12 protein-coding genes are annotated in these 13,666 nt (G+C 43.4%); 10 read left to right on the forward strand and 2 right to left on the reverse strand.

Translation table 11 applies throughout. The features are described from left to right. Nucleotides 1–44: 44 nt before the first annotated feature. On the reverse strand, nucleotides 45–614 hold the full coding sequence (locus PSYCG_RS04395; RefSeq protein WP_011513177.1) for a phosphatase PAP2 family protein: 570 nt from the start codon (nucleotides 612–614) through the stop codon (nucleotides 45–47). Nucleotides 615–788: 174 nt separating this feature from the next. Here PSYCG_RS04395 and PSYCG_RS04400 point away from each other — a divergent pair, with 174 nt between their 5' ends. The 4 genes from PSYCG_RS04400 (at nucleotide 789) to PSYCG_RS04415 (ending at nucleotide 3,663) form a co-directional block, all read left to right on the forward strand. After that, the gene (locus tag PSYCG_RS04400; RefSeq protein WP_020443115.1) at nucleotides 789–1,325 is read left to right on the forward strand and encodes a gamma carbonic anhydrase family protein; all 537 of its coding nucleotides are present in this window, start codon (nucleotides 789–791) and stop codon (nucleotides 1,323–1,325) included. Nucleotides 1,326–1,411: 86 nt separating this feature from the next. Next, nucleotides 1,412–2,119, forward strand: a complete 708-nt coding sequence (locus PSYCG_RS04405; RefSeq protein WP_020443116.1) for an HAD family hydrolase — start codon at nucleotides 1,412–1,414, stop codon at nucleotides 2,117–2,119. Nucleotides 2,120–2,213: 94 nt separating this feature from the next. Next, nucleotides 2,214–3,309, forward strand: a protein-coding gene (gene prfB / locus PSYCG_RS04410; protein WP_144061752.1) for a peptide chain release factor 2 whose coding sequence is annotated in 2 segments (ribosomal slippage) — nucleotides 2,214–2,285 and nucleotides 2,287–3,309 — 1,095 coding nt in all. Because the reading frame shifts where the segments join, the coding sequence is not laid out codon by codon here. 69 nt (nucleotides 3,310–3,378) lie between these two features. Continuing rightward, nucleotides 3,379–3,663 (forward strand): pyrimidine/purine nucleoside phosphorylase, encoded by a 285-nt coding sequence (locus tag PSYCG_RS04415; RefSeq protein WP_020443118.1) that lies wholly within the window; start codon nucleotides 3,379–3,381, stop codon nucleotides 3,661–3,663. 113 nt (nucleotides 3,664–3,776) lie between these two features. Here the strand turns inward: PSYCG_RS04415 and PSYCG_RS04420 are convergent, their stop codons facing one another. Then, nucleotides 3,777–4,253 carry a GNAT family N-acetyltransferase gene (locus PSYCG_RS04420; RefSeq protein WP_020443119.1) on the reverse strand — a complete coding sequence of 159 codons (477 nt, stop codon included), beginning with the start codon at nucleotides 4,251–4,253 and terminating at the stop codon, nucleotides 3,777–3,779. Nucleotides 4,254–4,427: 174 nt separating this feature from the next. Between PSYCG_RS04420 and PSYCG_RS04425 the strand changes: the two genes are divergently transcribed. The 6 genes from PSYCG_RS04425 (at nucleotide 4,428) to PSYCG_RS04450 (ending at nucleotide 13,476) form a co-directional block, all read left to right on the forward strand. Then, the gene (locus PSYCG_RS04425) at nucleotides 4,428–5,555 is read left to right on the forward strand and encodes a DNA topoisomerase IB (protein WP_020443120.1); all 1,128 of its coding nucleotides are present in this window, start codon (nucleotides 4,428–4,430) and stop codon (nucleotides 5,553–5,555) included. A gap of 202 nt (nucleotides 5,556–5,757) precedes the next feature. Further along, on the forward strand, nucleotides 5,758–7,491 hold the full coding sequence (locus PSYCG_RS04430) for an AMP-binding protein (RefSeq protein ID WP_020443121.1): 1,734 nt from the start codon (nucleotides 5,758–5,760) through the stop codon (nucleotides 7,489–7,491). 87 nt (nucleotides 7,492–7,578) lie between these two features. Next, entirely contained in the window at nucleotides 7,579–8,370 is a 792-nt protein-coding gene (locus PSYCG_RS04435; protein ID WP_020443122.1) for an SDR family NAD(P)-dependent oxidoreductase, read from the forward strand. A gap of 267 nt (nucleotides 8,371–8,637) precedes the next feature. Next, nucleotides 8,638–9,207 (forward strand): L,D-transpeptidase family protein, encoded by a 570-nt coding sequence (locus PSYCG_RS04440; RefSeq protein WP_020443123.1) that lies wholly within the window; start codon nucleotides 8,638–8,640, stop codon nucleotides 9,205–9,207. 245 nt (nucleotides 9,208–9,452) lie between these two features. Beyond that, nucleotides 9,453–12,050, forward strand: coding sequence for an ATP-dependent chaperone ClpB (clpB, locus tag PSYCG_RS04445; RefSeq protein ID WP_020443124.1), 2,598 nt, complete (start codon nucleotides 9,453–9,455; stop codon nucleotides 12,048–12,050). Between the two features lie 202 nt (nucleotides 12,051–12,252). After that, nucleotides 12,253–13,476, forward strand: coding sequence for a PQQ-dependent sugar dehydrogenase (locus tag PSYCG_RS04450; protein ID WP_020443125.1), 1,224 nt, complete (start codon nucleotides 12,253–12,255; stop codon nucleotides 13,474–13,476). The last annotated feature ends 190 nt before the right edge of the window (nucleotides 13,477–13,666 follow it).

Here is a 13,666-nt window from a genome sequence, read left to right on the forward strand (position 1 = left end):
ACTAGGAGGTGATATAAATAGGTATGAAGACTAGGATTTATTGATCAAAAGTTATAATGTACTGATAAGCCATAATAATCTGGCGATAAGTTGGTGGCGATATGCAGCTGATCATCTTGATAGCTTTTCGTCAGATACATACTGCTCGCCATACCTAAGGCAGCGCCTGCCAATACATCGACAGCGTCATGCTCATCGGCTTCAATGCGGCTATAAGCCACAAAACCTGCGCCAATATAGGCAGGAACACTATATTTTAGTCCATAGCGTTTATGAATAAAGCTGGCTCCCTGAAAGGCTCTTGAGGTATGACCAGATGGATAAGAATCATCATCGCTGCCATCTGGGCGCTCTTTACTAATCACAGATTTTAGGGCATAAGTGGCTGCAACATTGGTTGCAAATGAATAATAAAATTGCTCTCGTCCCTCTTTATCATCCATATAATAAGTGCTACCGTAAGCAACGGCTGGTATAGCGAAAGATAGAATGTCACCCGCCTTGTCGATATTATCGCTACTACTGGCGTGAGCTGGCATAGCGACAAGCAAGCTGCTCGATAATAAAAAACTACTGGGTAATAAAATGATAGCGGAAGCGTTTTTGCTGATCATTGCGGCAATCCTAAAGAGGGTTTATAGGGCAGATGAAGGAAAACCGCATTATACTATAAATGCTTGCTCCTAAATTCAGCGCTCACATATTTACAGGTCAGTTTTATAGCCGATATCTGTCTCAACTACATTTATTAATAATAACAACTGAATAAAACCTATCAAGGATAGAATATGATTTATCAATATTTAGACAAAGTGCCTACATTCGCTGTACCCTTCAATGGTTGGGTTGCAGACTCAGCACGCGTGATAGGCGACGTGTATTTGGGTCATCAGTCAAGCGTCTGGTTTGGCGCGGTGATTCGTGGCGACAATGAACGCATCCAGATCGGTGACTATACTAACGTGCAAGAAAACAGTGTTATTCATACTGATGCTGGTATCGAGGTAAAAATCGGTAATCATGTCACCATTGGTCATTTAGCGATGCTGCATGGCTGCGAAGTCGGGGATAATAGCTTGATTGGGATTGGTGCTGTCATTTTGAATAATGCCAAAATCGGCAAAAACTGTATTATCGGTGCCAAAGCCTTGGTCACCGAAGGCAAAGAGATACCAGATAATTCTCTCGTTGTGGGCGCGCCTGCAACAGTGGTCAAAACCTTGACTGATGAACAGGCAGTCATGATGAAACTGTCAGCGTTACATTATAGCGATCGTTGTCAGAAGTTTAAAACGGGTCTTAGAGAGATTGAGCAACCAGAATAAATTGCTAATGAACAATCACTAATCAACAGTTACTAACGACCGATTACTATTAATTATTATCAATTGTCATTAATGAGTATTGTATTATGAGCACGCCAAGCATTGTCAGCCAGACTGTCTCACGCACCTTAGCACTATTTGATTTAGACCATACTTTGCTCGATGTCGATAGCGACTACTTATGGGGCGAATATATCGTCAAGCATAATCTTGTCGACGAAGCCGAGTATCGCACTGCCAACCAGAAATTTTATAATGATTATATCGAAGGTACGCTTGATGCGACGGAATATAATGAATTTGTGGCACAGTTTTTAAGCAGCTTACCAATGGATAGGTTGCATGAGTTGCGCGAAGACTATATAAAAAGTGAGATTGAGCCGCACATCCGCCCAAAAGCAATGGAAGTCCTGTGTCAGCATGTTGAAGCAGGTCACGATGTGGTGATTATTTCGGCGACCAATGACTTTGTCGTTTCGGCGATTGCTAAGCGTTTTGGGATTGAAGACGGCAATGTGCTCTCAACGCCTCTTGAAATAAAAGATGAGCGCTATACGGGTAAATTGACCGATAAGCCAAACTTTAAAGAAGGTAAAATTTATCATTTGGATAAATGGATTGGCAAACAGCAACTGACAGGTATTAATTTTGACAAGACTTATGCGTATTCAGACTCCAAAAATGATATTCCTTTACTAGAGTGGGCAGATGTGGCTATTTGTGTGTCGCCTGATGATGCGCTACATGCCCATGCGTTGGCACACCGCTGGGCGGTTGAGGATTGGTCAATTTAAAAGATGAAAATAGCGGCTAAAATTAGCCAAACATTTCACCTGAATCTCATTTAAAATAGCGCTATCGTATCTTTTAAAATATATAGGAACCTTTATGGAAATCAATCCGTATCAAGAACGAATTAAAGACTTATCTGAGCGTGGGCAGGACTTGCGGAGGTATCTTTGACTTCGATGGTAAGCAAGAACGCTTAGAAGAAGTCAATTTAGAGTTAGAAAACCCCGAGCTATGGAATGATCCAGAACGTGCGACCAAGATTAATAAAGAAAAAAGTCAGCTTGATGGTGTGATTGATGTGGTGGTGTCGCTTGAAACCACATTGGAAGATGCATCTGCCATGCTGGAGCTGGCGGTAGAAGCAGAGGATGAATCCTTGCTGGCGGATGTGCAAGCTGAATTAGATAACGCTGAAAAGCGCGTTGCCGATTTAGAGTTTCGCCGGATGTTTAGCGGTGAGATGGATCCAAATAATTGCTACTTGGACATCCAGTCAGGTAGTGGAGGTACAGAGGCGCAAGATTGGGCAGAAATGCTACTGCGTATGTATACGCGCTGGGCGGAAGCGCATGGCTTTAAAGTTGAAGTGATTGAAGTATCATCAGGTAGTGTCGCTGGTATCAAGTCGGCCACGATTGAGATTAAAGGGGACTATGCCTTTGGTTGGTTACGTACCGAAATCGGCGTCCATCGCTTAGTGCGTAAGTCACCATTTGATAGCAATAACGGTCGTCATACCTCATTTGCCGCCGTTTTTGTGTCGCCTGAAATTGATGATAATATCGAAATTGATATCAATCCAGCAGATTTGCGTATCGATACCTATCGCTCTTCTGGCGCAGGTGGTCAGCACGTAAACACCACCGATTCTGCGGTACGTATCACCCACGAGCCAAGTGGCGTAGTGGTCACTTGTCAGAACGAGCGTAGCCAGCATGGTAATAAAGCGACGGCGATGAAAATGCTACGTGCTAAGCTCTATGAGCTAGAGATGCAAAAGCGTATGGAATCCCAGCAAGCGGTTGAAGATGGCAAGTCCGACGTCGGTTGGGGCAGTCAAATCCGCTCTTACGTGCTTGATGACTCTCGTATCAAAGACTTGCGTACTGGCGTCGAAACCTTTAACACCGGTGCGGTACTCGATGGCGATCTCGATCAATTTATCGAAGCGAGCCTAAAAGCGGGTCTATAAAGCTGGACTGTAAAAATAGAATATAAAGACAGATTTAAAATATTAACCAACACTTAATTAAGGAAAATTATGCCAAGCGTTAATAATTATTTTGAAAACAAAGTGACTTCTATCGCCTTTCAAACCGCAACTAAGCCTGCTACTGTCGGTGTAATGGAAATTGGTGAATACGAATTTGGCACCAGTGAATTTGAAACCATGTCAGTCGTTAGCGGTGCCTTGACGGTCAAGCTGCCAGAGAGTGATGAGTGGCAGACTTTTAATGCTGGCGAGCAATTTACTATTGATGCCAACCAAAAGTTTCAAGTAAAAGTGGAAGTTGAGTCTGCTTATTTATGTACTTACGGTAAATAGCCATTTCCCATATGAGTACAGTCGTCAAAAAAACGCCAAGTTAATGCTTGGCGTTTTTTTATGAGTACTTTATTCCTCGACTAATTTCAAAAAATAAAACAAGCTAATACAATCTATAAGTTCTTACGGTATTGCACCATATCTGTTTGAGTGGCGATTGTGTCATAGAGTTTGCGCGCTGTGGTGTTTCCCTCTTGGGTTGTCCAATAAACGCGGTTGCAGTTTTGCTGGTGGGCAAACTCATAAACCTGTTCAATCAATGCACGTCCTACGCCGTGCCCGCGCACAGATTGATCCACGTATAAATCCTCTAAGTAGCAGCATTCAGTGCTATTCCAAGTATTGGGGTGTAGCACCACATGCGTGATACCTACCAACTTGTCGTCTTGCCAAGCACCAAAACCATAAATCGGCACATTACTATCGAGCAAACTGTGCCACGTTGCATTCGTCGTTTCTAATGGCAAGCTGCTCTCATAAAACGTCAGATAGCTTTGCCATAGGCTTAACCAAGCATCGTAATCACTTTTAGATAATGGCATTATTTTTAAAGAGCCATTAGTTGGGTTTATAGGAGTGGCGTTTGTCATATTGGTGGTGTCTTTAGTTAGTTTGTCTTAAATTATGCCTTAGCGCCCAAAATCTACAAGCCATTTATCGGTTTTATTTTACACAGCATTACACATTGTCCATGTCAAGTACACAGCAATGATAATGGCGGTTGATTATGCTAAAACAACGATATTAGCAAATGAGTATTTTTTATGGCGAAGTCAAATCAACCAACCAATATACAAGATGTGCGCCATGATTATGAGCACTTGGCGAGCCTCGCAAACTTACGTTATGTCAGCGATACCGATCCTGGATATGGGCGTCGGCGTTCTGGGCGTGGCTTTACTTATCGAGATGCCACTGGCAAAACGGTCAAAGATAAAGCCTTGCGTCAGCGCTTTGATGCTTTAGTCATACCGCCGATGTGGTCAGAAGTTTGGATATGCCAAGATGATAAAGGACATCTACAATCGACAGGTCGAGATGATAAAGCGCGTAAGCAGTATTTATATCATTCAGAGTGGGATCGGGTACGTGACCAAGCCAAGTTTAATGCCATGATAGGTTTTGCTGAAGCATTGCCCAATCTGCGTGCGCAAGTTGAAAAAGATTTAGAAGCCAAACCCTTATCACGTGACAATGTGTTGGCAGCAGTGGTCAAATTACTTGAGACCACTTTGATTCGTATCGGTAATAGTCGTTACGCCAAGCTCAATAAAAGTTATGGTTTAAGCACGTTACGTAGTAAGCATGTCAGCGAAACGGATACTGGACTGGCATTTGACTTTGTCGGTAAAAGTGCCAAAGAGCATCATATAGAATTGCAAGATGAGCGTTTGATTGACATCATCCAAGCGTGCTCTGAGCTGCCCGGTTATCAAGTATTCAAATACTTAGATGAAGAGGGCAATAAGCAAGTCGTTGATAGCGCTGATATCAATGATTATCTGCGTACGCATACCTGTGGTAACAAGTGTGAAAGTTATAGCGGCAATTTATACAGTGCAAAAGACTTTCGTACTTGGATGGCAAGTGTATTGGCAGCAAGCTACCTTTATGATGAGCTGCAAACCAAATCTGGTAAATTGATTTTAGCCAGTGCGCTCGATAGTAAAGAGCGTCAGCAACTGGTGACTGATATGGTAAAAAGCGTCGCCGATGAGCTCGGCAATACCCCAACGGTCTGTCGATCCTCTTATATCAATCCTATTATTATCCAGCAGTTTTTAGCAGGGGAGTTTTTTGAGCCTTATAAACAAGCGCGCCATGGACGTACCAAACGGCATCAAAGCTGTGAAGAGAAGGCGTTACTTGGGTTTTTGAGCGCGCGACAGTAAACCATTACTAAGTAACTGTTTTTAGGGAATAATAAAAATGATACGTTATGTATTGAAATAAGTATAAAAATACGTTACTAATAGAGCATGTGCCATTTAAGATGTTTAAATGGTTGATCAAATATAGCTGTTTTACGATTTATTCTATTATTTCTAACTCTCTGATTTTGTCAGTGATTCTCGATTGCTAAAGGATTAGCTTATGAATACCTCTCCTTCAAGTACTACCTCTTTAAACACCCCTTCAAATCATGCTGTAAATACCTCACAGGCGCTAACGAGTTATAGTGACTATTATAATAATTTTGATATGAACGCATTACTGACAGAGATATTTGGTGAAAATGTAGATGATCGTTTAAACGCCTATATGGCGTGCTGTGGACGTCATGTACGTGACGGTCGCGGTGATAATATTGCGCTAGTTCATGAAGATACGGCTGGCAATGTCACGCGTATGAGCTTTGCTGAGCTTGATAAAGCAAGTGCACAGGTTGCCAGTTTACTACTTTCTTATGGCGTGCAAGCGGGTGACCAAGTGGCAACTATGCTACCGCGTACCCCTGAGTTACTCACCATTGTATTAGCCACTTGGCGGATTGGCGCAGTCTATCAACCGCTGTTTACCGCCTTTGGTTATGATTCGATTAAGTATCGAATGGACAAAGCTAATACTAAAGTTGTTTTTACCAATCAAGACAATCGTGGCAAGTTTGACGACTTGGCGAAGCAAACCAAAATGGTGTTGGTTGGTAGCAAAGTAGATGCGCAAAGCTGGGGTGATGATAACTATGCTGACAAGATATCAAAGCAGCCACAAACTATAGAACCAGTGTTACTAAATACCGATGCACCATTTTTACAGATGTTTACCTCGGGTACGGTGGGTAAGTCAAAAGGCGTTAGTGTGCCACTAAGCGCACTTTCGGCTTTTTATCTGTACATGCGTTATGCGATTGACTTGCGAGCGGATGATAACTACTGGAATATGGCAGATCCAGGCTGGGCGTATGGGTTATATTACGCGATTACTGGACCTCTATTGATGGGTGTCACCACCTATTTTAATGAAGCGGGCTTTGACGCTGCTAATACCCGCGACTTTATGGTACGCCATAAAATTAGCAATTTGGCGTCCTCGCCAACTGCATTTCGTATGATGAAATCGAGTGGCGTGTTTGAAGCTGCTCACAATGACAATAGTAATGATAATGAGGCTAAACTATCACTGCGCTGTGCCAATTCAGCAGGCGAAACCTTAAATACCGAAGTGGTCAACTGGGTTGAGACCTACTTAAGCTGCAAGGTTTGTGATCAGTACGGACAGACCGAGACAGGAATGACTTGTTGTGAGCACCATGCATTGGCACATGACTGTCCAGTAGGCTCGATGGGCATGGCGCTACCGGGGCATACACTCGTCGTATTAGATGATGATATGAATATATTACCTGACGGCGAGCAAGGACAGCTTGCCGTAGTGGTCAGTCAATCGCCCGCATTTTATTTCCACGGCTATAGCTGGAATGAAAAAGACGCCTTCGCTGATGACTATTACTTAACAGGCGACGTGGTCGAGCGCCACAGCGATGGTAGTTATTGGTTCTCTGGGCGTGATGATGACATTATCATTACCGCAGGCTACCGCGTAGGGCCTACGGATGTGGAAAACACCGTGCTTGAGCATGAGGCAGTCGCAGAATCCGCCGCCGTTGGCGTGCCAGATGAAGTGCGCGGTCATACGATTAAGTCTTATGTGGTGCTAAAGGACGGTATCGAGGGGACGGACGAGATTGCTAAAGAGATTCAAGACTTGGTCCGCAGACGTCTATCAACGCACGCTTATCCACGTGAGGTTGAGTTTGTGAAAGAGTTGCCAAAAACCCCAAGTGGTAAAATTCAGCGCTTTTTGCTGCGCAGTTTATCTGCGGCTTGATAAAGCAATGCATTTATATCGTTAGGTTAAGATAAAAATCGATGACTGATAAAAATAACAGTAAAAATATTAATTAAAGGAAAAATTATGCAAATTGAACAACACAGCTTTTTGGTCACGGGCGGTGCGTCAGGTCTGGGTGAGTCGGTAGTGCGTGCTATCGTGGCTCAAGGCGGCAAGGTTGTCATCGCTGATCTTAATGAGTCGACGGGGCAAGCACTGGTTGATGAATTGGGTGACCATGCTCGTTTTGTACGCTGTGATGTGACCAGTGGCGATGAGGTACAAGCGGCTGTTGATATGGCTGAAAGCGACTTTGGTGGTCTGCAGGGGTCGATTAATTGCGCTGGTATCGCTGTCGTACAGAAGCTCTTAGATCGTGAAAACAATCCGGCAGATCTCGATGCTTTTAGTCGCGGCGTCAATATTAATCTTGTCGGTTCTTTTAACGTGGCACGTTTGGTGGCAGCCAGTATTGCGAAGCGTGTAGCTAATGCCAATAACGCAGACAGCTCCGTAGAGAAGAACGCTGACAACGGCGTCATTATTAATACGGCTTCTATCGCTGCCTTTGATGGGCAAGTCGGACAAGGGAGTTATGCTTCATCTAAAGCTGGCGTCGTTGGTATGATGTTGCCGCTCGCACGTGAGCTGACTCGTCATGGTATCCGTGTTATGACTATCGCGCCTGGGGTATTTGCAACGCCTATGATGCAAAGTCTGCCTGAAAAGGCGCGCGAGCAACTAGAGGCTGCGGTACCGTATCCTAAACGCTTGGGTAATCCTAATGAGTTTGCCAAATTGGTCATGCACATCATTGATAATGCCTATCTCAATGGCGAAGTGATTCGTTTGGATGGCGCGATTCGTATGGTGTAATAGAATTCTAAGAATTTAATATCGCGGTTTTAAGTCTCATTCGTACAACTCGCACAACGCTTGGCATGGTTTTTTATTATAGTTGATCCACTTTTAAAAGAGTACGGAACTACTGGGGTTCATTATTCGCAGCCTCTGTCTGCGTAGGCACAGCAAGCAAGAAAAATTAACCCCAGTAGTGATTGATAATATTTGTATTTCTTTTATTAAGGACTGACTATATCTTATAGATAATAATTTTATTTATTAATAATAAGAAGCAATACCATGCCATTTTTTCGTGCAGATTTTAGTCAGTATCTTGTTTGGTTAGTAAGCGCAATAAGTCTTAGCCTCGTGACTCTCATGAGTACCAATGCCGCGCCAAACATGGAAAATAATTCAAAATCTACCCCCTCTATTCCTGATACTGCCATTATCGACAAAGTTTTCGTTGATAAATCAGCGCGTGTTCTACAATTATTAAGTGGTGACACTGTTATCAAGTCTTATCATATAGCGCTTGGTGGCAATCCTATTGGTCACAAGCAGCAGCAGGGTGATAAGCGTACCCCGTCAGGTTCTTATACACTCGATTATAAGAATGAAAAATCCAAATTTTATCGCTCTATTCACGCAAGTTATCCTAATGCGGTTGATAAGGCACATGCTAAGAAGATGGGCGTCAATCCGGGCGGTGATATTATGATTCATGGTCAAAAGAACGGTTCTGGACATCTAGCGTCGGTCAATCAATTACGCGATTGGACCGAGGGCTGTATCGCCGTCACCGATGAAGAGATGGATGAAATCATGGCGATGGTCAAGGTCGGTACCGCTATTGAAATCGTGGAATGAAAATCTTAAATAAGCGGTATCCGTAGATGCATTTTTTTCTAAAATTGAATGAATTATATATTGAGTGTAATCACGATTTAGTGACTTGATTTCAAGCAATCAATATCATTACTATTAATAAGGTTTTAGTGCTGAGTAGGTTGAAATTCCTTTCTATATACCGCATATATAAAAGCAGACGAAGGCAAGTGAACAGCATAAGTTTACTGCCTAATAATATATATAAATGATAAAAGGATACTACTATGAGATTTGAGAAATTTACCCAAAAACTGCAATCTGCCATTCAAGAAGCACAAAGTTTGGCGTTAGGGCGTGACCATACGGGAATAGACCCTGTGCATTTGCTAGCAGTCTTGTTACAAGATGAGTCTAATTTGTCTATCTGCCAACAAGCGGGCGCGTCTATCCCTGCGCTAAAAAATGGCGTGGCAAAGGCGCTCGACAACCAAGCAACGATTAGTGAACCAACAGGAGACGTTAATCTAAACCCAAATTCAGTCAAAATTTTGAACTTGGCAGACCGCCAAGCACAAAAAGAAGGTGATGATTTTATCGCCACCGAATGGGTAATGTTGGCACTGGCTGAACAAGGCGATACCAAAAAGATATTTGAAAGTGCGGGCGTTACAGCCAATAAATTGAAAGCCGTGATTGAGCAATTACGCGGTGATGATACCGTGAATAATCAAAATGCTGAAGATCAGCGTGATGCCCTCAATAAATATACGATTAACTTAACGGAGCAAGCAGAGCTAGGTAAGCTTGATCCTGTGATTGGTCGTGACGAAGAGATTCGCCGTACCATTCAGGTGTTGTCGCGCCGTACCAAAAATAACCCTGTGCTCATTGGTGAGCCAGGTGTTGGTAAAACGGCCATTGTAGAAGGTTTGGCTCAAAAAATTATCAATGGTGATGTACCAGAAGGTTTACGTCGCAAAGAAGTGCTGTCGTTGGACTTGGGTGCGTTAATTGCGGGGGCAAAATTCCGTGGTGAGTTCGAAGAGCGACTTAAAGCGGTACTTAGTGACTTATCGAAGCAAGAAGGCAACGTCATCTTATTTATCGATGAGCTACATACTTTAGTAGGTGCCGGTAAAGCAGATGGCGCGATGGACGCTGGTAATATGCTCAAACCAGCGCTTGCTCGCGGTGAGCTGCACTGCGTCGGTGCGACGACTTTAGATGAATATCGTAAGTATATTGAAAAAGATGCAGCACTTGAGCGTCGTTTCCAAAAAGTATTGGTTGATGAGCCAACGGTCGAAGACACCATTGCGATTTTGCGTGGTCTCAAAGAGCGCTATGAGCTTCATCATGGAGTCGATATCCAAGACAGTGCCATCATCGCTGCTGCTCGTATGAGTCATCGTTATATCACTGATCGCAAGTTACCGGATAAGGCGATTGACTTGATTGATGAAGCCGCCAGTCGCTTACGTATGGAGATGGACAGCAAACCTGAATCGCTTGGCAAACTCGATAGCCGTCTGATTCAGCTAAAAATGCAGCGCGAAGTACTCAAAAATGAAGAAGATGCTGGCGCGCAAGCAGAGCGTAAAGTGCTTGATGCACAAATCGAAGAGTTAGAGAAAGAATACGCTGATCTTAATGAGATTTGGCAAGCAGAAAAAGCTTTGGTCAAAGGCAGTCAGCAGCTAAAAGACGAGCTGGACAAAGCGCGTATTGCTTATGATAAAGCCAGTCGTGAAGGCGATTATGAGACCATGAGTAAGCTACAATACGAGACGATTCCGCAGTTAGAGCGCCGTATCCATGAGTCGGATTTGGCAGAGCAAAAAGAGCAGACTGGTGAAAATAGTGGTGTAAAACTGCTGCGTAACAAAGTCACGGATAATGAAATCGCTGAAGTCGTCGCGGCTGCGACGGGTATTCCAGTCAGTAAAATGATGCAAGGCGAGCGTGATAAAATGCTGGCAATGGAAGAAAAACTCCATGAGCGCGTCATCGGTCAAGATGAAGCGGTCGAAGCAGTAGCCAATGCAGTACGTCGTAGTCGTGCTGGCTTGTCAGATCCGAATCGTCCTTCAGGTTCATTCTTATTCTTAGGACCTACGGGTGTCGGTAAGACTGAGCTGACAAAGTCATTGGCGAATTTCTTGTTCGACTCTGAAGATGCAATTGTTCGTATCGACATGAGTGAGTATATGGAGAAGCACAGTGTCAGCCGCTTGGTTGGTGCGCCTCCAGGATACGTCGGTTACGAAGAAGGTGGTGCCTTGACTGAAGCGGTACGTCGTAAGCCTTATAGTGTGATTTTGTTTGATGAAGTTGAAAAAGCGCATCCTGATGTGTTTAATATCTTGCTACAAGTGTTGGATGATGGTCGTTTGACCGATTCGCAAGGTCGCGTGGTCGACTTCAAAAACACCGTCATCATTATGACCAGTAACTTGGGCTCGCATAAAATCCAAGAAATGGTCGGCGAGAGCTACGAGGATATCAAAGCTGAAGTGATGGATTCAGTTGGGCAGCATTTCCGTCCAGAGTTTGTCAACCGTATCGATGAGATCGTGGTATTCCATCCACTAGGTATGTCGCAGATGGCAGGTATTGCTGCGATTCAGTTAAACCGCTTGCGTCAGCGTTTATATGAGCGTGAGTTAGACATCGAGTTATCAGCAGAAGCGATGAATAAGCTGGTTGCGGTTGGTTATGATCCTGTTTATGGCGCGCGTCCACTCAAGCGTGCTATTCAGCAAGAGATTGAAAACCCATTGTCATTGAAGCTGCTGGCGGGTGACTTTGTCGCTGGTGATATCATCAAAGTCGATATCGGTGTGAATGATAAGCTGACATTTGATAAGCTTAGAATGAGCTAATCGTTCATTTTAGCCCTTGATCCGAAACTAGACCCCTTATTTGCCCATTTTTTATACAGGCAAGTAAGGGGTTTTTACTTTGTGCGCCATCACTATTTTTACTCTTGCCATACTTAGATTATGTTATAAATAATCTAAGCTCTAATTATATAAATATAAAATTTATGGAGATAAAAGAATGATAATAATAAATAGGCAGTATATGAGTAAACCATTAACGTTACCGATAATTATCACAGCATTACTGTTTAGTACTTCTGCTTGTTCAAATCAATCTGCAACTGATACCAATGCCGATTTGGCAAAATATCAAGAAGCTGAAACCTCAGTAGCAGATGTTGCAAGTACGGACAAACCTGCCTTTACCACAAAAGCCGTTGCCACCTTTGATGAGCCATGGGCAATGACTGCATTACCAAAAGTTGATAATAAGCCATTAAGACTACTCGTAACACAAAAGACAGGTGAGTTATTTATAGTCAATACAGCGACTGGTGCTAAGACAGCCGTCGTGGGCGTGCCTAGAGTGGCTTATGGCGGGCAAGGCGGTCTTGGCGATATTATCCTTGCGCCAGATTTTGCTACCTCTAATAATATATATCTTAGCTACGTTGAAGCAGGCAAAACTGCTGATAGTAATAAATTTGGTGCAAAAGTTGTCAAAGCCAAGCTGTCAGGCTTGGATACTGATAAGCCAAGTTTGCGGGAGATTGCTCCAATTTGGCAGCAGATGCCAAAGGTAGACGGGCAAGGGCACTACAGTCATCGCTTAGTATTTTCTCCTGATGGGCAATATTTGTATATTAGCTCAGGCGAGCGTCAGGAAAAAACCCCTGCTCAAGACATGACTGTCAATTTGGGCAAAATAATACGGTTAAATGCTGACGGCTCGATGCCAATAGACAATCCATTTGTGAGTAATAATGACATCGCTGCTCAATTTTGGAGCATAGGACATCGTAATGTACTCGGGATGGCATTCGATAGTAAAGGGCAGTTGTGGGCGCATGAAATGGGTCCACGAGGTGGCGATGAGTTCAATCTGATTGAAAAAGGTAAGAATTACGGCTGGCCAATCGTATCAAATGGTCGCAATTATTCTGGTGTGGATATTCCTGATCACAGTAGGCGTCCTGAGCTTGAAGCACCCAAAATCACATGGACACCAGTCATATCCCCTTCATCAATCAGTATGTATTCGACTGGTAAGCACAATGATTTTCCGGCGTGGCAAGGTAATGCGCTGATCAGCGGTTTATCCTCTAAGGCATTGATAGTCGTTAATTTCGATAAGGATAATACAGCTAATGAGCGCTATCGCTATGATATGGGCGAGCGTATTCGTAGTGTACTGGTCGTAGATGGGCAGGTTTGGGCGCTAGAAGACGGCAGCGATGGTGATTTAGTGCAGTTGTTACCGCAGTAGCAATTTATCTCCACTATCCTTTTTACTTAAGAAAGACTAAACGCTTCTAACGAAGTTGATAAGCGAATAAATATAGGAATTACTTGCTAAGTTTCTGAGGTTTTACGGTATTGTGGTTTGCGTGACCAGAGAGTTTTGATCTATGTCTATCAAGGAGAAAAGCGTAAATACTTAATTAAATTTGATAGTT

It is taken from the genome of Psychrobacter sp. G, assembly GCF_000418305.1.
GTDB classification, from domain to species: domain Bacteria; phylum Pseudomonadota; class Gammaproteobacteria; order Pseudomonadales; family Moraxellaceae; genus Psychrobacter; species Psychrobacter cryohalolentis.

Excerpts from the sequence above, each read along its gene's own strand:
- PSYCG_RS04395 (WP_011513177.1), bottom strand. The coding sequence starts at position 614 with ATGATCAGCAAAAACGCTTCCGCTATCATTTTATTACCCAGTAGTTTT.
- PSYCG_RS04400 (WP_020443115.1), top strand. The coding sequence starts at position 789 with ATGATTTATCAATATTTAGACAAAGTGCCTACATTCGCTGTACCCTTC.
- PSYCG_RS04405 (WP_020443116.1), top strand. The coding sequence starts at position 1,412 with ATGAGCACGCCAAGCATTGTCAGCCAGACTGTCTCACGCACCTTAGCA.
- PSYCG_RS04415 (WP_020443118.1), top strand. The coding sequence starts at position 3,379 with ATGCCAAGCGTTAATAATTATTTTGAAAACAAAGTGACTTCTATCGCC.
- PSYCG_RS04420 (WP_020443119.1), bottom strand. The coding sequence starts at position 4,253 with ATGACAAACGCCACTCCTATAAACCCAACTAATGGCTCTTTAAAAATA.
- PSYCG_RS04425 (WP_020443120.1), top strand. The coding sequence starts at position 4,428 with ATGGCGAAGTCAAATCAACCAACCAATATACAAGATGTGCGCCATGAT.
- PSYCG_RS04430 (WP_020443121.1), top strand. The coding sequence starts at position 5,758 with ATGAATACCTCTCCTTCAAGTACTACCTCTTTAAACACCCCTTCAAAT.
- PSYCG_RS04435 (WP_020443122.1), top strand. The coding sequence starts at position 7,579 with ATGCAAATTGAACAACACAGCTTTTTGGTCACGGGCGGTGCGTCAGGT.
- PSYCG_RS04440 (WP_020443123.1), top strand. The coding sequence starts at position 8,638 with ATGCCATTTTTTCGTGCAGATTTTAGTCAGTATCTTGTTTGGTTAGTA.
- clpB (WP_020443124.1), top strand. The coding sequence starts at position 9,453 with ATGAGATTTGAGAAATTTACCCAAAAACTGCAATCTGCCATTCAAGAA.
- PSYCG_RS04450 (WP_020443125.1), top strand. The coding sequence starts at position 12,253 with ATGAGTAAACCATTAACGTTACCGATAATTATCACAGCATTACTGTTT.